Here is a 21,855-nt window from a genome sequence, read left to right on the forward strand (position 1 = left end):
ACGGCAGCCCAAGAAACCCTAAATGTGATACTTGACTTATCGTTGCCGTAGGATTTTTATACTGGAATTATAAAGGCGGAAAAAAATGAAAAACCTTGATCCCCACATCCCCACATCCGCGATTCTCGAACTGACCTACCGCTGCAATCACCGGTGCAAATTCTGCTTCTGCCCCTGGGACGCGCCCGAAACAGCCCGCTATCCCTACGAAAAGGGGCAAGAGCTGACGCTCGCCCAATGGAAGGAAGTCCTCGATATCCTGAAAGCCCAAGGCGTGCGCGCCCTGTCATTATCGGGCGGAGAACCCCTACTGCGGGAAGACCTGCCGGATCTGCTTGACGCCATCCGGAAAGACGGAACCCTCAACCGGGATTCCAAGATTGTCGTGATCTCAAACGGCAAAGCCATGAGCGAAGACTGGCTGAAGCGCTTCAAAAAATATGACGTCCATCTCACGCTGTCTCTTCCAGGGATTGCGGCTTTTGAGGAACTTACCGGAACCGATAACGCGGGCGGCGTCCTCCACTGGCTCAGCCGCGCCCATGAAGAGGGCCTCACGACCACCTGCAACATTCCCGTTACGAAAAAAAATCTCCATGAGCTTTATGAAACCATAGGAAACGCCCTTCTGGCCGGGGCCGACATGGTCCTCGTCAATCGCTTCCTGGTCGGCGGTCGCGGCGTCGCCAACCGTACGGAACTGGAACTTTCAAACAAAGAAATCAACGAAATGCTCGATATCGCCGAAGAGGTTTTGGGAAAAGGAAAGCGAAGAGGCTACACCGGGACGGAAATCCCCCGCTGCGTCATTACAAAAGGGGTGGAACACTATAAAAGCATCGGAATCGGAACCTTGTGCGGGGCCGCGAAGACTTTTCTCGCGGTCGATCCGGCGGGCAATCTCCGGGTCTGCAACCACTCGCCTTTTGTGGTCGGGCATGTCTTCGACAAAGATTTCATCACCGACGGCGCATATTGGGACAGATTTCTCAAAAGCGACTACAAGCCGGATTTTTGCAGAGGCTGCAAAGATATTGAACGCTGCGATTGCGGGTGCAGAGAGGCCTGCCACATCGTGGACGGAGATTTGGGGGCCTGCGACAATCTCCTCCCGCTCCGGTGAGTCATAGGTCGTGGGACCGCGCCATGATCATTCCCGGATTCCCTTGAAATTGCCCTTCAACGCATGATCGTTCCAATTCTCAGGAAGAGGAGTAGAGATTTGTGGAAGGAAAGATGCTGTAGACGTAATTCGATTCACTCATCCAAATCCTCCATGTCCAGAGCATTTCTTAATTCAGCGGCGGTTTTATAGGTTTTGGCGCCATTAGCGACCGCTTCATGGGCTTCTTTTACGTCCTGTTCCAAATTTGGCAACCAAGCATAGGGGAAGGAGGATCCGCAACCAATTCAAAGGGAATGCGCCGGGTTATTCGTACCTGATACAGAGCGAGGTTGATGTAATCACTGATTGTCATTCCCATTGCGTTCAGGATTTCTTCAGCTTCTTTTCGGACATCGGGATTCACCCTTGCATGAATGTTCGCTGTTTTTGAATTTTTCGATGCGATCATAGAAATCACTCCTCGTATTAAGGTTTTAATAAAAGTATGCACGAAATGGGTCGCAATGTCAACACAAATTTAAGATTCATTGCCGTGAATATGGCTCTGTAACCAAAAATCTGCGCTGCATTTGCGCAGATTTTTTCAAAAAGACGAAAATTCCTCAGAATCTCCCCTTCGCAAGGGGAGACGTCGGCCGCCGGGCCGACAGAGAGGTCGAGGCAAGCGGGGCGAGCAACTTCCAGGCGTAGCAGCCACAGCCGAGACTGAATATTCGCCCAGCGTAACTAGCCAAAGATATTCTTCTTGACATTGTGCGCATATCGTGCTAAAATAAGGCGAGAATAAACCAAAGCGCGAGGTGATCAGATGATGTCAACAAATATCAATATCAGAACGGATAAAGAATTAAAATCGCAAGCTCAAGCCCTTTTTGCCGATTTGGGATTGGATATTTCAACGGCGGTCAATATTTTTTTAAGACAGGCTGTCTATAAACAGGGAATTCCTTTTGAAATCTCAAAATCTGCTGATAATTTGAAAAACAAAAAACTCCCTTTTTCTACGCTAAAAGGTGTTCTGGCCGGAAAAGTTACGATGGCAGACGATTTTGACGCTCCGATGGAAGAATTTACGGAGTACATGTGATGCGTTACCTGCTTGATACACATGCGTTAATTTGGTATATGGAAAACTCCGATAAACTTCCATCTCAAGTTAGAGAGATTATTGAGCAAACCGGAGATAGTATTTGTATTTCAGTAATTTCTCTCTGGGAAATTGCAATTAAAGTTTACAACGGAAAGCTGAACTTAAAAATCTCTTTTGATGAATTACTTGATATCGTTGAAGCAAGAAAATTTAATCTATATCAAATTACAAACCGATATCTGAAAAGCCTTTCGGCGTTGCCATTTTTTCATAAAGATCCATTTGATAGGCTTTTAATTGCAACAGCAATCGCTGAAAAAATGACTTTGGTCACTGCTGACACAAATATTCATCAGTACAACTTAAATTGGATTTGGTGATATCAGCCGATCCTTTGTTCATTAGTGCAAATCCACAATATATTGTTATATACCATGCGCAAAAGGAGTATAGCTGAAAAATTAGGCGTGACGAGGCAGACCGTAATTTATAAGCTGCTGTATTTTGCGGTATTCTACAGGACCGCTGATACGGCCAACAGGAGCTATTCGGATGAAGTATGAGGTATTGCCGGAATTTGAACGAGAGTTTAAGAGGCGCCGTGATCATTCCCGTTGGGGAGGAATCGGCGTTATGAGGCGCTTGAAAATATTTTTGTGCTCCTCGTGGATATACACATCGAAAAAATCGAGACTCTTGTAGGGGCTGACGAGTTTTTGGATCGCCTCCTGCCAGATTTTGCGGTAAAAGGCGTAATCGCCCGCTTCGAGTTCCGACGCCGCGAGATCCCGGTAGATAAATTCGACCTCCCGTTTCCGGAGTTCCGTCAGGATCAGCTCCTTGATCCGCGGGAAATTTTCCGGCGTCAGTTCGCTCAGGGAAAAATACGCGACCAAAAGCTCCCGGGCCGCGTTTTTTTGATGGAGGAGCTTTCGGAGGGCGCTTGCGACAAAAGACGGGTCAAGACGTTTGAGGATTCTCCCCGCGTATTTGCCGCGCCACGGAATAAATGGCATAAAGGAGTCTTCCCGGTGCAGCCGCGAAAAGCGGATGTCTAAGATCCGGAAGCCTTCCGCCAGCGAGCGTCTGCGAAACACATCCTTTTTCAGTCCCAGATCGACGAGATAGCGGCTTCCGATATGATTGAAGGCCGAAAAGGTCAGATCCTTTGAGTTTCCGTAGTTCCGGATATTTTCTTCGTAATCGCTCTTGTCCGGAAAATCCTTCAGGTATTTTCCCAGGACAGCCGGACGCTGCCGCTTGATGCCGACGGCGTTGAACGTATGGCAAAGGGGCGTCCGTCCGTAGAGCCGGTCGGCGTTGATCGCCGCGAACTGCACGATTCCCCCGCCCAGCGAATGTCCGCAGAGCGCGATGGCTTGGGGATCCAGATGAAATTCCTCCACGAGCCGCCGGAAGACCTCCACGCCCTCCAGCAACTGCCGGGAAATGGCCCCTATGCTGATGGCCACGTCGGCCACCACAAAGTCTTTGTAGACTTCCTCGAGGGAAGAACTCTCGCTCCCCCGGTACGCCAGCGCGTATTCGTCCCCCTTCCGGAAAACGACCGCGTAAAAGCCGCTGTTCTTGATGATATTGCGGCGGGCGCTGCGGTTGTCGACGTAAAAGACCGACCATTCCCGTAAAACTTCCGAAAAGGTCTCGAGAAAAATCTCTCTGTAGGCGGCGTCGCTGATCACGAATACGTTGCAGCTGAGTCGGTTTTTTTTGTCCGCGCGGAAAAGCTCCGCCAGATTTTTTCCGTAGTCCTCAGGCGCGAAGTCACAATAGGCCAGGATGCTCAATAGCAGGAATTCCCCTTCGGTAATCACAATCTCACGCTTCCTCATGAAAAAGCAGACCTGAGGATTCAGGTCTACCTTGGTCTTATCATTTTACTCCGCTTTCTTGCCGCGTCTTCCTTTGGGTTTCGGGGTTTCCGCCGGGGGCGTATCCGCGCCTTCCGCCGCCGTTTCAAGGACGATTTCCGCCGCAGCGGGGATTTCCGTTACGGAAATTTCCGCTACCGGGAGATCCGCCACGGGAACCGCGTCGACGAGGATTTCTTCCGTCGTGACGATTTCAACGGGCACGGCTTCCGCCGCCTTTACTCTTCTGCCGCCGCGCTTTTTCGGCGCCGCCGTTTCGGCTTTGGGGGCTTCGGCAACTTTGGGTTTTCTGCCGGGCCGTTTCTTTACGGGCGCAACCGGCGTTACGGCTTCATTGGCCACGACTTCGGGCAGGGCCGCGCTTTTCCGTTTCCGGGTTTTTACGACCTTCGCTTCCGCCGGGGCTTTGACTGCTTTAACCGCTTTGACGGCTTTTGCGGCCTTGACCGCCTTTGCCGCTTTGACAGGTTTTTCCGCTTTGACGGCCTTCACGGCTTTGGCCTTTTTGACGGTTTTCGTCTCTTTTACGGGCTTTTCCGCCTTCACTGCCTTCGTTACTTTAACCGCTTTTTCTGCCTTGGCTGCTTTGACCGCTTTGGTCGCTGGCGCCGCTTTTACGGCTTTGGCCGCCTTCACGGCTTTCGCTGCTTTTACGGGCTTTGCGGGTTTTGCTGCTTTTGCGGGCTTCGCGGCTTTGGCCGCTTTCGTTACTTTAACCGCTTTTTCAGCCCTGGGGGCTTTTTGAGCGGGCCGCAGGTCTTTTGCTTCCGCGTAAAAGTTCAGCAGGATGTCCTCAAGGACGTCTTTCTTCCTGCTCCGGGGCGGCAGCGACACCCGTAAAAACACATGGGCGATTCGCTTGAAATCCGCAAACTCCACCTTTTGCGCCCTGCTCAGTTTGATTTTCGCTTTTTTCGGTTCGGCCGCCTTCGCGGCCTTCACTGCCTTTCCGCCCTTGCCGCCTGTCTCCTCAAGGAGCTTCGCCACAGGCAAATCAAAGACCTTCGCGAATTCCTCCAGTTTGTCCAGGGACATGCCGTTGCGTCCCGCTTCGATTCCGGCTATGCTGTTTCCCACTCCGCTGTATTTTACTTTTTTCGCCAGTTCTTTTTGTGTGATCCCCTTTTCCTGTCTGTACTTTTTTACGTTTTCACCTAAGATTTTTCTGATTTTCAATGGAACCTCCAAATATAGATTTAATGGTATATTGAAAAGATATTTGCCCCATGGTGAATGAATCATACGCAGGTGTTTATTTAAGCTTGTAATATTTTCAATCGCATGGCTTTAAATTACCCATATAATAGCACAAATCTTCCGCTTTGTCTACAACAGAAATAAGTTTTCAATATATTCTTTGATCAATATGTTTTTTTGTAGCGTTCCTTGATAATTCCTTTTTTGTACGCGTTGAGAAGCTTTTTCAGATCGTTGACCTGCCGCTGGAGTTCCCTTCCGATATCGGTATCCCGTACTCGGGTACGGTTCTTGACGTCTTCGACGATCCGGGACGAAGACAGGATGTCTTTGCCTTCGACGATGGCCTTTTCTCTCGATTCAAAGGGCTCGTGGGACACCAGTTTCAAGCCCCAGGAATTGGAAATCAGCGTATAGCCCGCGATGCCGGTTTCCTTCTGGTAGGCCTTGGAAAATCCGCCGTCGATGATGAAAAGTTTTCCGCCGGCCTTGATGGGCACCTCGCCCTTTTTCACCTTCACCGGCACATGGCCGTTGATGATGTGGGAGATCGTGGGATTGAGGCCGAATTCCTCAAGAATCATATCGCAGATGTCTTCCTTGTCGTAAAGGCTGTAATATGGATTTTTCATCTCCGTATGGGTCGCCTTGTCGTCGATGAAATAGCGCTCAAAGGTCTTCATGGCGTGCTTTCCGAAAAGCGGCGAGTACGGTCCGCACCAGAGATACCAGATAAAATCAATATACTTTTGATTCCGCGCGGGATTTTCCCTGGACAGATAGGCCGTGCGAACGATCTTGTCCAGTTCGTCCAGATATTTTTTTCCCTTGATTTTTTTCCCGAAGACGTCCACGTCCTGGAAGGTCCCGTATTCCCTGAGCGGGATGCAGCCATGATACAGGAGATTGTTGTTGTAGCATAAATACATGCTCCCCTTCGTGATCAGGAACTCCACGTGGCGCTGCAATTTTTCCGAGCGCAGGAAAAATTTCTGGAGCTTCGTCATGATTTCCTCTTCGCGCTCCGTGAGGCGCAGCGGATCTTCGGGATCCACGGTGGGGAAATTTTTGTCGTTCAGGGGATAGTCGACGCCGTCCACGTTGAGCGTCCAATCCTTGTAATTGAGCCGGGACAGGCAGTCCCTGTCATCCATCTGCCACTCGGGATACTGCCCGATCAGTTGCCCCTCAAGTTTGAACTGGATCACGGATATAGCCTTGTGAATACGCGCCATGAACTTGCTTTTTTCGCCCTCTTTGGGCATGAACCGGACGCAGGGGTCGTTGCCGTAGGTATCCATGGCAAAGGTCGCCAAAGGCAGCAGATTGATGCCGTAGGCCTCATCGAGGATGTCGTTGTTGGAATAGCGCGCGCAGATCCGGACCACATTGGCGATGCAGGCCCGGTTGCCGATGGCGGCCCCCATCCAGAGCATATCGTGATTGCCCCACTGGATGTCCGCGTCGTGGTAGCGCTCCAGGAGATCCATGATCAAATGGGGGAGCGGTCCCCGGTCATAGATGTCGCCTACGATATGGAGCTTGTCGATAATCAGATGCTGGATCAGCCGAGAAATAGCCACGACAAAGGAACGGGCCCGACCGATGGAGATGATCGTATCGATAATGCTCTCCACGTATTCGCGCCGGTTGACGAGGTCTTTGCGCTCATAGATCAGCTCCTGCAAAATGTACTGGAAATCGGGCGGCATGGCCTTTTTGACCTTGGAGCTCGTGTACTTGGACGAGACGACGCTGCAAACCTCGATGAGCCGGTGCATGACGCTTTTGTACCACATGTCGATGTTCCGGCCGCCCTGACTCAGCAGATCGATTTTTTCCCGGGGATAATAAATCACCGTGGCGAGCTCGGTTTTTTCGAAGTCGCCGATGGTATCGCCGAAAATGTCCTTGATTTTTTCCTTGACGGCGCCCGATCCGTTGCGGATCACATGGTCAAAGGCCTCGAATTCCCCGTGGATATCCGTGAGAAAATGTTCCGTTCCCTTGGGCAGATTGAGGATCGCCTGCAAGTTGATGATTTCCGTCGTGGTCTCCCCGATGTTCTTGAACCGGGCCGCGAGCAAGCGCAAGTATTTGAGCTCGCTGTCCGATTGGGCCTGTGTTCTTTCGTTCATGATTGTTTCAGCCACATGATCACCTGCTTTTTAGGTTTTTTGCTTATGGGAAAATACGGGCGTGGAATCCACGCCCGCATACCGGTATACGCTGTGTTATTTGTTGAATTTCAACGCCGCCTGAGCCGCCGCCAGTCTCGCGATGGGCACGCGGAAGGGGGAGCAGGACACGTAGTCAAGGCCCGCTTTGTGGAAAAATTCCACGGAGCTGGGATCGCCGCCGTGCTCGCCGCAAACGCCGATCTTGAGGTTGGGTCTTGTGGCCCTGCCGCCTTTCACGGCGCCTTCGATCAGTCTGCCGACGCCCACCTGGTCCACCCGGGCAAAGGGATCCGATTCGTAGATCTTGGCCTTGTAATAGGCGTCGAGGAACTTCCCCGCGTCGTCCCGGGAGAAGCCGAAGGTATACTGGGTCAGGTCGTTTGTCCCGAAGGAGAAGAATTCGGCTTCTTCGGCGATCTGGTCGCCGAGGATGGCCGCCCGAGGCGTTTCAATCATGGTGCCGATCATATAGGTAATGTCGGACTTCTTGTCCTTCTTGACCTGCTCGGCCACTTCGATAACGGTGTCTTTGATATATTTGAGTTCTTTTTTGTCGGTAATGAGCGGAATCATGATTTCGGGCACGATGTTGTAGCCCTTTTCGTTTTTGACCTCAATGGCCGCTTCCATGACTGCTTTCGTCTGCATTACGGTGATTTCGGGATAGGTCACCGAAAGCCGGCAGCCCCGGTGTCCCATCATGGGATTGAATTCGTGGAGTTCCACGCATTTTTCCTTGACCTGTTCGGTCGTGAGGCCCATGTCTTTGGCCAGCGCCGCGATTTCCTCGTCCAGCTGCGGCAGGAATTCATGCAGCGGGGGATCGAGATAGCGGACGGTCATGGGTCTGTCGCCGAGGGCTTCGTACATGGCTTTGAAGTCGGCCTTCTGGAAGGGCAGCAGCTCGTTGAGGGCTTTCTCCCGGGCTTCCTTGGTATCGGAAAGGATCATCTGGCGCATCTTGTGGATCCGCTTTTCGTCGAAGAACATGTGCTCGGTCCGGCAGAGGCCGATCCCTTCGGCGCCTAATTTCACGGCGTTTATGGTATCCCGGGGCGTGTCGGCGTTTGTCCGGATCTTGAGCGTCCGGAATTTGTCGGCCCATTCCATGATCCGGCCGAAATTGCCGCCTATGGCCGCGTCTACGGTCTTGACGTCGCCGAGGTAAATTTTGCCCGTGGATCCGTCGAGGGAAATGTAATCCCCTTCTTTGACTTTGGCGCCGCCCAGTTCAAAGTATTTTTCCTCTTCTTTGATCTTGATGTCGCCGCAACCGGCCACACAGGCGGTGCCCATGCCCCGGGCCACAACGGCCGCGTGGGACGTCATGCCGCCCCGGGCCGTCAGGATGCCCTGCGCGGCGTTCATGCCTTCGATATCTTCGGGAGAGGTCTCCAGTCTCACCAAAACGACCCGCTCCCCTTTTCCGCCGACCCGTTTGGCGTCTTCGGCGGTGAAGTAGACTTTACCGGCCGCCGCTCCCGGAGAGGCCGGAAGGGCAGAGCCGATTTCCTTCGCTTTCTTCAACTCCGCCTGGTCAAAGGTCGGATGGAGCAGCTGATCGAGGGATCTGGCCTCGATTCTCGTGACCGCTTCCTCAATCGTGATTTTCCCCTCGTCGACAAGGTCGCAGGCGATCTGAAGCGCGGCGTGGGCCGTGCGCTTGCCGTTTCTCGTCTGGAGGAAGTAGAGTTTTCCTTCCTGGATCGTAAATTCCATGTCCTGCATGTCGCGGTAATGCTCTTCGAGCGTATTGGCGATCCGCATAAATTCCTTGTAGCACTCGGGCAGGTCTTCCTGCAGCTTTGTGATGGGCTGGGGGGTCCGGATACCGGCCACGACGTCTTCGCCCTGGGCGTTGATCAGATATTCGCCGTAGATTTTCTTTTCGCCGGTCGAGGGATTCCGCGTAAAGGCCACGCCCGTTCCGGACGTGTTGCCCATATTGCCGAATACCATGGTCTGGACGTTGACGGCGGTGCCCCAGTCGCCGGGGATGTCGTTCATCCGGCGGTACACGACGGCCCGCGGGTTGTCCCAGGAAGAAAATACCGCGCGCACGGCGGCCATCAACTGCTCAACGGGATCCTGGGGGAAGTCGGAGCCGATTTTTTCCTTGTACAGCACCTTGTATCTGGCGATCAGTTCTTTCAGGTCGTCGGCCGTGAGGTCCGTGTCGTATTTGGCGCCTTTGGCTTCTTTGACTTCGTCGATGATGCCCTCGAACAATTTCTTTTCCACGCCCATGACGACGTCGGAGAACATCTGGATAAAGCGCCGGTAGGAGTCATAGGCGAATCTCGGGTTGCCGGTCTTTTTCGCGAAGCCTTCCACCGATTTGTCGTTGAGTCCCAGATTGAGGATCGTATCCATCATGCCGGGCATGGAAACCCGGGCGCCCGAGCGGACGGAAACGAGCAGCGGATCGTCCATGTCGCCGAATTTTTTCCCGTTGACGGCTTCCAAGTCCTTCAAGTAAGAAAAAATCTGATTCTTGATGTCGTCGGATATTTTGAGCCCGTCGGTGTAGTAGTCCGTACAGGCCTCTGTGGTCACGGTGAATCCCGGGGGAATGGGCAGGCCCAGATTGGTCATCTCGGCAAGATTCGCCCCTTTGCCGCCCAGCAGATTTTTCATTCCCGCGTTGCCTTCTTTAAATGCGTACACTCTTTTCATGTTTTTCCTTAAAACCTCCTGATCTTTATCGTTCTGAAATGTTGTAAACTTGTCATACTTTGCCCTTGCAGCCGTCGGCCCCGCCGCGCTCCGGCCCCCTGTATACAAAGGAACGAAGACGGAGTGGGGCTTCTATATTATAATACAAATTCCGGATAAAAGCAATTGTCAGTTTTTTTATTTATAAAGGCCATATTGCCCGATATAGGCCGCAACTTCCGGAGAAACCATTTGCCCGATATCCCTGCCTTCACGGATCGCCGCCCGCACTTCAGTGGACGAAAGGGGAAAATCCGGACTGTCGGCCTGAAGGATGTTTTCGTGGCGCAAGAGGCCCCTGTACCCCGCCCGCTTGAGGACAATGACGCGGCTCAAAGCCAGAATCCCGCGGTAATTTTTCCATTGGTCGAAATACGCGAGGGAATCCTCCCCGATGATCTCATAGTATTGATGCGCCTCCCCGCAGAGTTTGCGGAAGTTGCGCAGGGTGTCATACGTATAGGCCGGTTCGGGGTCCCGGACCTCCATATCGGAAACGATCACGTCAGGCATGCCGGCAAAGGCCAGGCGGCACATGGCGAGCCGGTCTTCGGCGGAAGCGGCGCCCTCCGCCCGGTGGGAAGGCACGCCTACGGGGACGACGAAGAGCTTTTGCAGCGCGTAACGGGGCATAACCCAGGAGACCACGGCCTCGTGCCCCAGATGGACCGGATCAAAGAGCCCGCCGTAAATCCCGATATTCATGGGCTCTCCTCCCACAGTTTTGTGATTTTCTCGAAAAGGGGCGCGACAAAGGGATTTTCATCTTCTTTATTTCCGATACTACGACAAATATTGTCGTACTCAAAGTTTGCGATCCGGAGAAAAGCCGCTTCATCGGGCACGTAGCGTTTTACCAAAAGAAGATACGCCGCCAAGGCCAGCCTGCCCCGGGGAGGGAGGTCCCCGTCGCCCGCGGTCTTTTCCCAAAGCTCTCGCGGGGAAAATCTCCCGTCGGTCAGCTCACCGGGATCGTAAAAATCATCCCGGTATTTGACGGGATAGCTCAGCGAGAGATGAAAGAGGGCGTCGTCAAAGTCTCCTTTGCGGTCAAAGTCCGCGGGAAAATTGATCATCGCCACTACCCAGAGGGCCTTGAGACTCTTGATCCGGCCCGTCAGGGCAAATCTCGCCAGCGTTTCAAAAAACAGCGCCTTATCCCGTAAATACAGCTCTTTCCCGAAGCGTCTCGCGTAGACGAGATCGCCCCGGGCCATGGTCTTGCAGAAGCGGTCGTGAACGATCCCGCCGTCCAGCCCCGATAGCCGGTCAATCTTGGAGATCGCGGCTTTTTCCGCGGGATCGGCCTCCGCAAAGAGCGCGGCCGTCAAAAGTTTTTCCTCATCCAATAACGAAAAAACAGGGAAGGCGTAATGAAACGCTTTCCTTGTGACGGCGCCCTTGGGATCCCAGGAAAACCAGCTGCGTCTGTCGAGATAAGCGGCAAATTCACGCAACAGGGCTGTCTTCCCGCCTTCCCGCAGCATTTTCCCGACGGCCGCTTCATCCCGGTTCCCGATGATCGCCTGGAGGCGTTTGTCGCGCCCGGCCGCAAGGGCCGCCCGTTCCCGGAAAGCGGGCTCTTTCAAGATTTTTTTTCTATTCTTCATGGCTTTACGCTCCGACCGGTTTCAAGGAATTATCCTCAATCATGGTAAATTCGATCTTGAGGACGAGGAGATTTTCAATCTGTATGCCCTCGGGCATCTTGACGAGGTCCTTTTCCGTCGTCAGGATGAAGGCCGCCCGTATGCTTTCGGCCCGTTTCTGGATCATGTTGAGGTCCCGGGGTTTCAGATTGTGATGATCGAGAAAGTCGATTCGTTCAATATAGGATGGATTCAGGGAAATCACGGTTTTCTCGAAATTGAGGGGATTGGCCAGTCCCGAAAACAACAGGATCCGCTTGTCTTTGATCCAGAACAGGGGCTTCGGGTTTCCGTAGACGTCGCACAAGGCGACGACGCCGTGCTTGGCGAGGGATACGGCCTTGTTTTCCCGGAATTTCAGGAAGCGCCTGACCGTCTCCACTTCCTTTTCGCTGGCGAGATCCGATTTGGTGATAATAAATTCGCTGGCCCGGGGCATGGCTTTTCGAAAATTCTCCCGGAGCCGTCCCTTGGGCAGCAGTTCCCGGTAGCCGAAAGGGTTCGTGGCGTCCACCAAGACGATGTCCCGGTCCCGTTTGAGCTTTCTGTGCTGAAAGCCGTCGTCAAGGATAATCGTATCGACGCCGAAATGCTTTTTCGCGAAGAGACAACCCCGGTAGCGGTTTGCGCTGACTATAACCGGCACATTGAGGTTGAGGGCGTGCATATAGGGTTCGTCGCCGCTTTCGAGGGCCGTGGAAAAGATCATGACGCCGTCGCTGACCAGGAGCGGCTCCCGTTTCCGTTTGCCCCGGTAGCCCCGGGAAATGACGGCGACGCTGCGCCCCATTTTGCGCAGGCGCTTCGTATAATACTGGACGGCGGGCGTCTTTCCGGTCCCGCCCACGGTGATGTTCCCGATGCAGATGATCTCGACGCCGGCGACGCTCCGGACCGGCAGGAGCCCTACGTCATACAAAAAATTCCGGCAGGTGGTGATCAAATAATACACATAAGATAAAAACTTCATGAAGTTCCTCTTTTTCTTTCTTTGGGCGGCCCTATTTCTTCTTCATGGCCGCCTGGGCCTCTTTGGCCGACACGGCGGTTCCCTTGTTTTCCCTGAGGAATTCGTTGAGTCGCTCCCGCAGATTGACGCCGGGGATTTCCGTCACGCCGATCTCCTTGTTCATGGTCACGCCGATGATGCCGTCCGATTGGGTCATGGTCGTCTTGTTGTGGGTGATCAGGATGAACTGGGATTTTTCGGTAAATTCCTTGAGCTTCTTCAAAAGTTTCATCGTATTCGTCTCGTCGAGGGCCGATTCGATCTCGTCGAGGAAGGCGAAGGGACTGGGTTTGTACATGAAGATCGCGATCACAAAGGCAATGGCGACCATGGATTTTTCGCCGCCCGAGAGCAGAGACAGGGGCAGGCGTTTTTTGTTTTTGTATTTGACCGAAATGTCGATGCCGCACTCGTCAAAATTGTCGGCATCAATGACGTCGAGCTTTCCGTCCGAATTGTTGAGGGTCTCGGCGCACATCACGGAGAAATTGGCGTTGATCGCGTCATAGGCCTGATAGAACAACTCCCGGATATTCCCCTCGATTTCGCTCTTCATTTCCTGAACTTTTGCCTTTCCGTTGACCATATCGTCTTTCTGGCGTTTGAGCTCGGCCACGGTCTTTTGCAGTTCTTCAAATTCATCAATGGCGAGCACATTAACGTCGCCTAAGCTTCTGAGTCTGCCGTCCAGGCGCTTGAATTCCTCTCTGGAGGCCGTCAGCTCCCCGTCGGGGATTTCTTTCGGCGTAACCTGCTCCAGCGGTTTCAGTTCCTCTTCCAGCGTCAGCAGGTCCTGACTGTATTTTTCGATGTTTTTTTCGGCAAAGGCGATTTCGTTTTCCCGCTTGCCAAACTCTTCCTGCTCGGAGAGCCGTTTGTCGTTGATTTTTTCCCGCTCTTCGTCCAGTTTTTTGTCGGCCGCCCGGAGATCTCCGGCGCCGCCGGTCCGCTCGTCGTACTGCGCCTCAAGGTCTTTGATATCGCCGACCAGTTTTTCGATGGCCTCTTTGAATTCGACGATCAGCGCTTCGTTTCGCTCAATGTCCTTCCGGTCGTTTTCGATTTCCGTCTCAAAGGTGAGGATCTCGTTTTGGATGTCCGCTTCAGTTTTCAAGGCCAGTTCGATCCGATTTTTGAGATTCATATAGCGAATCCGAACCGTTTCGTTTTCTTTTTCCTTTTCCCCGATCTTCGCGTTGATTTTCGTCAGGGCCTTGTCGTCTTCGACAAGCTCCGCCTGCAGGGTCGCCTTGAGGTCCTGAAGTTTTTCCCATTCGTCGCGGGTTTCGCCGATCCGGCGTTCATACTCGGCGATGGTTTTTTCCGAAAGCTCGATTTCGGCCTTGATCACGTTGCCGTTCCGTTCCAGGGCGTCTACGGCCGCGCCGGCGGTCACCAGGTCTTCCCGGATTTCATTCAGATTGTCCTCGAGGTCTTTGATGGCCTTCCCCAGCGCTTCGCCGCTATTCTCGATTTCTTCGATATCCCGACCCAGTTGCGCGTATTCTCTTCTGTCCTTTTCGATGACGATCTTGAGCGCCTCGGTTTTTTCGGTCAATTCGCCGATCTCACGCCTTCTCGACAGCAGGACATTGGCGCCGCCTTTTTTGGAAACGCCGCCGGTAATTCTTCCCCGGGCGCTCAAAAGCTCGCCGGAAAGCGTCACGACGCTTCCGCCGAAGAGTCCCTTTTTCACGATGACAAGGCCCGTGTCCATGTTTTCGACCACGAGCATGTTGCCCAGGACAAATTCCGCGGCCTTTTCGTATTTTTTGTCCACGGCGACGAGGTCCGCGGCGATGCCGATGACTCCCGTAAGGCTCGATTGGAAGGTTTTTTTGCCGCCGGTTTTGATCGTATCGAGGGGAAGGAACGAGGCCCGTCCGGCTTTCCGGAGCTTCAGCATCTCGATACATTCCTTGGCCGCGTCGCCGGTCTCGACGATGATGTCCTGCAGGTTGCCGCCTGCGCCCGCCGTGACCGCCCGCTCATAGCGCTCGGGGATGTCCACGAGGGAGGCGAAGGTCCCGGCGATGCCTTTGATCTCGCTGCCCAACACTTCTTTTACCGCTTCGCTGTAGCCTTCGTTTTGCTCTTCCGCCGTGATCAGGGTACTGAGCCGCTGGCTGTCCGTGTTGTACTGCATCGTATCCTGTTCGATTTTCCGGCCCAGCGCCGAATGTTTTCTGCTCTTTTCATCGGATTCCGTCGAGAGCAGGGTTTCCTGTTCCTTCTTTTCGTCAAGGAGTTTTTCCTTGACGGAGATTTCGGCTTCCTTGCCGATCTTTTCGCTTCTGGCCTTGGTGATGTCCTTTTCCCACTGGACCAGTTCCTTTTTCCGGGCGGCGACGGCGTTTTTTTCGTTCGTTATCCGGCTGCCCTGTTCCTGCGCCTCGATATCCCGCCGGTGCTGATCCATTTCATAGTTCTGGATTTTCGTATTCTTGGCGTCATATACGCTCTGGAGCTCGTTCTTTTCCTTTCTCAAGGCCTCGAGTTCCGCGTCTTTTTTTGTGTTTTCGCTTTCGGCGGCGGCCACTTCCTTTTCGTCGGCCAGCCGTCCGGCTTCTGTATCGGCCAGCTGTTGCTTTTTTTCGGCGACGCGGTCTCCGGTATATTCGATTCTCCGTTTGAGCTGATCAATGGCGCTTCCGCAACCGTTGATTTTCTCGCCGTTGACGTCCCGTTCGCTCTTCTTTTGCGAAATGGCGTCGCTCAGATCCTTGTTTTGGGCGTCGAGCTCCTCCATGCGCCGGTCGATTTCTTCTTTTTCGGCCTTGATGGCTTCCTGTCTCGCCACCAGAGCGGCGATGGACGCTTCAAGGAGCTTTTTTTCGTCTTCGGCCTTGATTTTTTTCAGTTTTTCCGCTTCAAGCTGCCCGGTCCGGAGCGTCTGCTCCGTCAGGTAAATGCCTTTGGCGAGCTGATTCCGGGCGTCCCGGATCTCCACAAATTTCACGGCCTCTTTGGCCTGCTTTTCCGTTTTATCCCGGTTGGCCTGCTTTTCATTCAAAATGAGATCAAGATCCTCGAGGCTCCGGTCAAAGCTCTCGAGTTTTTTCTCGGTGTCCTGTTTATTGCTGATGAGCTTTTTCGTGCCCGCCGCTTCTTCGATAATGCTCTTGATTTCTTTGGGTTGGGAATTGATGATGCGCTCGACCTTGCCCTGCCCGATTACGGAATAGGCGGATTTGCCGATCCCCGTATCGAGGAACATGTTGTTGATGTCCTTGAGCCGGACCCGCCTGTCGTTGATGAAATATTCATTCTCCAGAGCGCCTTTTTTGTGGCTCAGCTTGCGGGTGACCTTGATGTCGTCGCTGTCGTAGTCAAAGTAACGGTCGAGATTGTCGAGGGTCAGGGAAACTTCGGCGTAATTTACATTTTTGATCTCTTTTCCGCCGGAAAAGATGACGTCCGAGCTTTCTTTCGCCCGAATCGTCTTGTAAGACTGTTCCCCCAGGACCCAGAGAACCGCGTCGAGGATATTGGATTTGCCGCTGCCATTGGGGCCTATGATGGAGGTGATCCCCTTGTCAAATTCAATATATTTCCGTTCTCCGAAAGATTTGAACCCATAGATTTCTATGGCCTTTAGATACATGACATCACCCTGCGAATGAGTATAGATACGCAACAAAACCGAGGAGCGCCGGTTCGTCCGGCTCCCGTCGGAAATCATCAGTTGTTTCAGGCAAGTACATTATACTATTTTTTTGCGGTTTTTGAAAGCGTTATTTAATTTTTCCGCCATATTTTTTTTATCTTTGACCTTTTCGGAAAAATGATGTATCATAGGATAGGGAAACCCGTCGACGGGAAATATTTTTGTTGTAAAAAAACCGCGGGGAGCGGAAAAAGGACCGGAAAGCAGATGAAAGCTGAAGAAAGAATTCACCCCGAAGCCTGTGAATTGATGAAAAACGCCATAGCCGAAGCGGGCGGCAACGAAGTGTTCTTCCGCGGGATCCCCGACGACCGGGGGATCGTCATGAAGGCCCAGGTGCTCGCCCGGGGCAATCGGGGATCCGTCCCCGCCATTTTGAAGATCATGCGGAAGGGCGAGGTCATCCTCCACAACCATCCCTCGGGTTATCTCTACCCTTCGGACGCCGATACGGAAATCGCCTCGGTCTACGCCAACGCCATGGCCGGCGCCGCCTATATCATCAATAACGACGTCACGGAGCTCTATGTGATCACGGAACTTCTGACCGACAAGAATGTCCCCATCGATATCGGACATTTTTTTGCGGAAGACGGGATTCTCCTCAGGACCTTCCCCGATTTTGAATACCGCAAAGAGCAGCTGGAAATGGCGCTTCACATCGAAGAGGGGCTGAACAGTGAGACGAAAATTATCGTCGAGGCGGGGACCGGCACCGGAAAGACCCTCGCTTATCTGATCCCGGTCATCAAATGGGCCAAGCTCAACAAAAAACGGGCCGTCATCAGCACGAACACCATCAATCTCCAGGAACAGCTCCTCAACAAGGACATTCCGATCGTCAAGAAGATCATCGGGGAGGACTTCAAATACCTCCTCGTCAAGGGCCGGGGCAATTATCTCTGCAACCGGAAATACAGCAAGGCCGCCGTGGGGGAAAATATAGACGTCTCCGATTTCAGCCACGAGCAGAGCGTCCAGATCAAAGAGATCCTCAAATGGGGCGCTTCGACCCTGACCGGAGACCGTTCGGAGCTGGCCTTTGAGGTGGACGGGACGATCTGGGAGCATTTTTCCAGTGAAACCGACGTCTGCGCCGGGAACAAATGCCGCTTCCGGGATGAATGTTTCTTTATGCGCTCGCGGAATGAAAAGCGGCAGGCCGACATTCTGATCACGAACCACCACATGTTTTTTTCCGATCTGGCGATCCGCAAGGAAACAGGCTTTCAGACGGATTTCGCGATCATTCCCGACTACGGGCTGGCGGTCTTTGACGAGGCCCACAACGTCGAAAAGGTAGCCCGGGATTATTTTTCCCTGGAAATTTCCAAATACGGCTTTACCAAAGTCATGAACTATATTTACGCCTTCGAGGGCAAGCGGAAAAAGCAGGGCATGCTGGAAAATCTCTATCACTATCTGCGTACCTCGGCAACTGAAGATAAGGACGAGCTGCTCAAAGACCTCGACGACGTCAGGAAGGCCCACAGGACGCTTCTTACCGCCGGAAGGGAGTATTTCAACTACATCATCGACAGCTTCTCCAAGGGTCAGGAAGGGACCTTCACGTTCCGGATCAAAAAAGAAGAGATCGGCATGAACCGTTTTCTCGAGCGGATGGCCTTTTACCGAGAGGAATTTTCCAAAGAATATCTCGCCTACAGCAAAAAAGTCATGCGCCTCGTGACGCCCCTGGAGGACGATCCCGATCCCGAGGGGACGGTTTTGGACTTTGTCAAGTACCTGAAACGGCTCGACGCCTTTTTCAATACGCTCAAATTCGTCAACGCCTTCGAGGACGAAAACTATATCTACTGGATTGAGGTCAACAGCAAGAAAAGCAACGCGAAGCTTTTGGCCACGCCGCTCAAAATCGACCAGGAACTCAAACAGCACCTGTATCTCCATCTGCGGCAGATTATCTTTACGTCTGCGACCATCGCCATCGGCAGGAGCTTCGCCTATTTCAAGGGCTCTCTGGGCCTAAGCGATGAGCAGACCATCGACAAGGCCATCGCGTCACCCTTTGACTATGACCGGCAAATGAAGGTCTATGTGCCCCACGACGTGCACGAGCCCAACAGCGCCGCCTTCGCCGGAGAAATTTCCGAATATCTGAAGGGTCTTCTGACAAAGTCCATGGGGAAGACCTTCGTGCTCTTTACGTCCTACAAGCTCTTGAACTATGTCTATTACATGATACGGGACGATCTGGAGACGCTGGGGCTCGATCTTTTTATCCACGGCATGGCCCCCCGGACGAAGCTTCTCAACATGTTTCTCCAGAGCAAAAATCCCGTTCTTTTCGGCACGGACTCCTTCTGGGAAGGCGTCGACATCAAGGGGAGCCAGCTGAGTTCCGTGATCATCGTCAAACTCCCCTTTAAGGTCCCCAACGATCCCGTGACCGAGGCCATTATCGAGCATATCGAGTCCCAGGGACGAAATTCCTTCCTCAATTACCAGGTTCCCGAGGCCGTGATCAAATTCAAGCAGGGGATCGGGCGCCTGATACGGAGCAAAAGCGACCGGGGGATCATTACGATCCTGGACAACCGCGTGATTCACAAGCGCTACGGGCATTACTTCCTTGAGTCCATTCCCACGAGGAATACGCTGGTGGCGTCCAAACTCGATATTTTAAATGATATCGGCGTTCTGTTCTGAAAGCGCTTGTATTATTCCGGAAAATGTGATATAACCTTAAGATAAGCTGTCAACGCAAACAAGGGAGGCCCCATGAAAACCATCAACCTGTTCGGGATCAGGATTTCCCTCGACATTAAAAAGAACATGAAAAACGACCTCAATCGCTATTCCCCCGCGTCCACCATGCGGGAGAAGATCCTGTACCTGATTTTGATCATGGTTATTTTTGTACTGAGCTCGAAAATTTTCCTGATCTACCACAACAAAAGCTACAAAGTCGGGCAAATCGCCGAAACGGACATCTACGCGCAAAAAAACATCGTATTTCGCGACGACGAGGCCAAGGAAAAGATCATCGACGACATGATCAAGGCTTCGGGCAGAGAGTATGTGTACTCGGGCGAGGCCAAGGGGCTGTATCTTTCTTATTTTCACGACTTTTTTACCGAGATCCGGGAAGTAAAGACGCGGGTTTTGCCCGAGGTCCATATGAAGGACTTCGAGAAAAAAATCGGGAAGAGCATCCCGGAAGATATTATCAAATCCCTTGTGGCCATGCCGGATAACGATCTGGAAGCGCTGCAGAAATCCACGGAGGATTTCCTGACCCGGGTCTTTGACGAAGGGGTTTACCTCGATACGGTGGAAACCCGGATGAGCAAGGAGGCTATGGCGGAATTGGCCGCTTTTCCCGTGTTGCAACGCCGTCTCGTGGACTTGTTTCTCGTGGCCAACTACAAATACGACGCCGAAAAAACCAAGCGCAAAATCTACGACAAAGTGTCCCAGATCCAGGACCAGTATCTTGAGATCAAGGCGGGGACGCTATTGGTCAAGACCGGGGAGATGTTGACCGAAAAAAAGATCCGTATCCTTGAGAGCGCCAATATTTATTCGCTCCGGAAGGGGATCTTTTATTTCGCCGGCAATATCCTCTATCTGGTCCTCGTGTCCGTTGTCTTTTACATGCTGCTGTTCACACAATTCCGGGAGGAGATCCTCGACAAGGGCAAATACCGGAGTACATTTCTGATCCTGATCGTGGTCTTTCTGGCCGCGAGAATTTTCGGGGACAAATACCTCTACGGGCTGCCCATCGATACGGGGCTGTTTTTGCTGGTACTCATTACGAAAGAGCGCTTTTCCAAAGTCATGTTTCCCTTTATGCTGATCTACATGCTGCCCCTGGCCGAATACAATCTGCTGTATTTCTTTATTTACGCGGTGTCCTTTCCGCTGACCTGCTACATGATGCGGGACGTGACCACAAGGGCCAGCATCATCTCGACCGGCGTCAAATCCGCCATGTTCCGCGTATTTTTGTTTTTTATCCTGACGCTGCTTTTGAAAATCGACAGCTCCTACCTGATGCTCTTCGGGGCGGAGCTCCTGATCGCGGGACTCGTGTCGGGAACGCTGGCCGTCGCGCTTTTGCCCTACTTCGAGCGGACGTTCAATATCCTCACGGTCTTCAAGCTCCTGGAATTGGGCGATCTCTCCCATCCGCTCCTGAAAAAACTCTCGGTGGAAGCGCCGGGGACCTTCAGCCATTCCATGATGGTCGCAACTCTTGCCGAAAAGGCGGCCATGGCCCTCAATCTGAACCACATCTTCGCCCGGGTGGCCTGCTATTACCACGACATCGGAAAGACGAAGCGTCCGAAATTTTTCACGGAAAACCGCGAAGGGGAATCCAATCCCCACGACGACATTTCACCCTTTATGAGTAAGCTCATCATCGCCAACCACACGAAAGACGGCGTGGAAATGGGGCGGGAGGCCGGAATTCCACTGGAGATCCGCAACATCATGCTCGAGCATCACGGCACGACCCTGATCGCCTATTTTTACAACAAAGCCAAGACCATCGACCCCAACGTCTCCGAAGAGGATTTCCGCTATCCGGGACCGAGGCCCCGCAGCCGGGAAGCGGGGATCATTTTGCTGGCCGACGCCATAGAGGCCGCGGTCCGCTCCCTTGACGACAAGACGCCCAAATCCATGGAAACCATGATCCGGGCGATTATCCGGACAAAAATAGAAGAGAATCAGCTTGAGGACACATTCCTCACGTTCAAGGACATTGAGGTCATCATCGCCTCCTTTATCAAATCCCTTGCGGGCATACACCATGAGCGCGTGAAATATCCCGGTCAGGAAGCGCCGAAAGCCCTGGAGCACAAAGCATGAGTAAATCCGTGATTGAAATAAATACCGATATTATCGATTTTGACATTCCGTCGAACGAAAAGGACATACGGGACTACGTGAGCCGCGTGCTGGCGAGGGAATACCCCTCTGAAAAGCCCGTCTACCTGTCACTTCTTTTGACAAGCGACGAGGCCATCCGCGTCATCAACCGGGAATACCGGGACAAGGACGCCCCCACGGACGTCATTTCCTTCGCCTACCATGAGACAGGGGATTTCGACGTCGGCCCCTACGACACGCTGGGGGATATCGTGGTTTCCCTCGAGCGGGTGGCGGCTCAGGCCGCCGATTACGGGCACAGCGAAAAGCGCGAGCTCTATTATGTGATCACTCACGGAATTTTGCACCTTTTGGGCTATGACCATATGACGGAAGACGACAAAAAGCGCATGCGGGAAAAGGAAGAGGAGCTGTTGGGCGCATTCGGCTATACCCGGGACGAACCCGTAGAAGGCATGAAAAAAGCGTAA

Annotated in this window: 15 protein-coding genes; 6 read left to right on the top strand and 9 right to left on the bottom strand. The window is 52.8% G+C overall.

What is annotated here, in order from left to right; all coding sequences use genetic code 11:
• The first annotated feature begins 85 nt into the window (after positions 1–85).
• Positions 86–1,123 carry a radical SAM protein gene (locus LBQ97_01150; protein MDR1831322.1) on the top strand — a complete coding sequence of 346 codons (1,038 nt, stop codon included), beginning with the start codon at positions 86–88 and terminating at the stop codon, positions 1,121–1,123.
• A gap of 229 nt (positions 1,124–1,352) precedes the next feature.
• On the opposite strand, the gene LBQ97_01155 is transcribed toward LBQ97_01150, so the two are convergent.
• Complete coding sequence (locus LBQ97_01155; GenBank protein MDR1831323.1) at positions 1,353–1,574, bottom strand: type II toxin-antitoxin system RelB/DinJ family antitoxin; 222 nt, start codon at positions 1,572–1,574, stop codon at positions 1,353–1,355.
• Positions 1,575–1,937: 363 nt separating this feature from the next.
• On the opposite strand from LBQ97_01155, the gene LBQ97_01160 reads away from it, so the two are divergent.
• Positions 1,938–2,213, top strand: a complete 276-nt coding sequence (locus LBQ97_01160) for a type II toxin-antitoxin system RelB/DinJ family antitoxin (protein MDR1831324.1) — start codon at positions 1,938–1,940, stop codon at positions 2,211–2,213.
• On the top strand, positions 2,213–2,596 hold the full coding sequence (locus LBQ97_01165) for a type II toxin-antitoxin system VapC family toxin (GenBank protein MDR1831325.1): 384 nt from the start codon (positions 2,213–2,215) through the stop codon (positions 2,594–2,596). The genes LBQ97_01160 and LBQ97_01165 overlap by 1 nt, the downstream gene beginning before the upstream one ends.
• A 225-nt stretch (positions 2,597–2,821) precedes the next feature.
• Here LBQ97_01165 and LBQ97_01170 read toward each other — a convergent pair whose 3' ends face one another.
• The 8 genes from LBQ97_01170 to smc all read right to left on the bottom strand — a co-directional run bounded on the left by LBQ97_01170 (position 2,822) and on the right by smc (position 16,537).
• Positions 2,822–4,066, bottom strand: a complete 1,245-nt coding sequence (locus tag LBQ97_01170) for a hypothetical protein (protein ID MDR1831326.1) — start codon at positions 4,064–4,066, stop codon at positions 2,822–2,824.
• A gap of 45 nt (positions 4,067–4,111) precedes the next feature.
• Complete coding sequence (locus LBQ97_01175; GenBank protein MDR1831327.1) at positions 4,112–5,281, bottom strand: helix-turn-helix domain-containing protein; 1,170 nt, start codon at positions 5,279–5,281, stop codon at positions 4,112–4,114.
• A gap of 185 nt (positions 5,282–5,466) precedes the next feature.
• The gene (locus LBQ97_01180; GenBank protein MDR1831328.1) at positions 5,467–7,440 is read right to left on the bottom strand and encodes a fructose-1,6-bisphosphatase; all 1,974 of its coding nucleotides are present in this window, start codon (positions 7,438–7,440) and stop codon (positions 5,467–5,469) included.
• 96 nt (positions 7,441–7,536) lie between these two features.
• Positions 7,537–10,158, bottom strand: coding sequence for a pyruvate, phosphate dikinase (ppdK, locus tag LBQ97_01185; GenBank protein ID MDR1831329.1), 2,622 nt, complete (start codon positions 10,156–10,158; stop codon positions 7,537–7,539).
• A gap of 177 nt (positions 10,159–10,335) precedes the next feature.
• Complete coding sequence (gene nadD / locus LBQ97_01190; protein MDR1831330.1) at positions 10,336–10,902, bottom strand: nicotinate (nicotinamide) nucleotide adenylyltransferase; 567 nt, start codon at positions 10,900–10,902, stop codon at positions 10,336–10,338.
• The gene (locus tag LBQ97_01195) at positions 10,899–11,807 is read right to left on the bottom strand and encodes a hypothetical protein (protein MDR1831331.1); all 909 of its coding nucleotides are present in this window, start codon (positions 11,805–11,807) and stop codon (positions 10,899–10,901) included. Before LBQ97_01195 ends, nadD begins: the two co-directional genes overlap by 4 nt.
• A 4-nt stretch (positions 11,808–11,811) precedes the next feature.
• Positions 11,812–12,816 carry a tetraacyldisaccharide 4'-kinase gene (lpxK, locus tag LBQ97_01200; protein MDR1831332.1) on the bottom strand — a complete coding sequence of 335 codons (1,005 nt, stop codon included), beginning with the start codon at positions 12,814–12,816 and terminating at the stop codon, positions 11,812–11,814.
• Between the two features lie 31 nt (positions 12,817–12,847).
• The gene (smc, locus tag LBQ97_01205) at positions 12,848–16,537 is read right to left on the bottom strand and encodes a chromosome segregation protein SMC (protein ID MDR1831333.1); all 3,690 of its coding nucleotides are present in this window, start codon (positions 16,535–16,537) and stop codon (positions 12,848–12,850) included.
• A 192-nt stretch (positions 16,538–16,729) separates the two neighbouring features.
• Here smc and LBQ97_01210 point away from each other — a divergent pair, with 192 nt between their 5' ends.
• The 3 genes from LBQ97_01210 (at position 16,730) to ybeY (ending at position 21,855) form a co-directional block, all read left to right on the top strand.
• Positions 16,730–19,192, top strand: a complete 2,463-nt coding sequence (locus LBQ97_01210; GenBank protein MDR1831334.1) for a DEAD/DEAH box helicase — start codon at positions 16,730–16,732, stop codon at positions 19,190–19,192.
• A gap of 72 nt (positions 19,193–19,264) precedes the next feature.
• The gene (locus LBQ97_01215) at positions 19,265–21,364 is read left to right on the top strand and encodes an HDIG domain-containing protein (GenBank protein MDR1831335.1); all 2,100 of its coding nucleotides are present in this window, start codon (positions 19,265–19,267) and stop codon (positions 21,362–21,364) included.
• Positions 21,361–21,855 (top strand): rRNA maturation RNase YbeY, encoded by a 495-nt coding sequence (gene ybeY, locus LBQ97_01220; protein MDR1831336.1) that lies wholly within the window; start codon positions 21,361–21,363, stop codon positions 21,853–21,855. The genes LBQ97_01215 and ybeY overlap by 4 nt, the downstream gene beginning before the upstream one ends.

This window comes from Fusobacteriaceae bacterium (assembly GCA_031272775.1).
In the GTDB taxonomy this organism is placed as follows: Bacteria; Fusobacteriota; Fusobacteriia; order Fusobacteriales; family Fusobacteriaceae; genus JAISST01.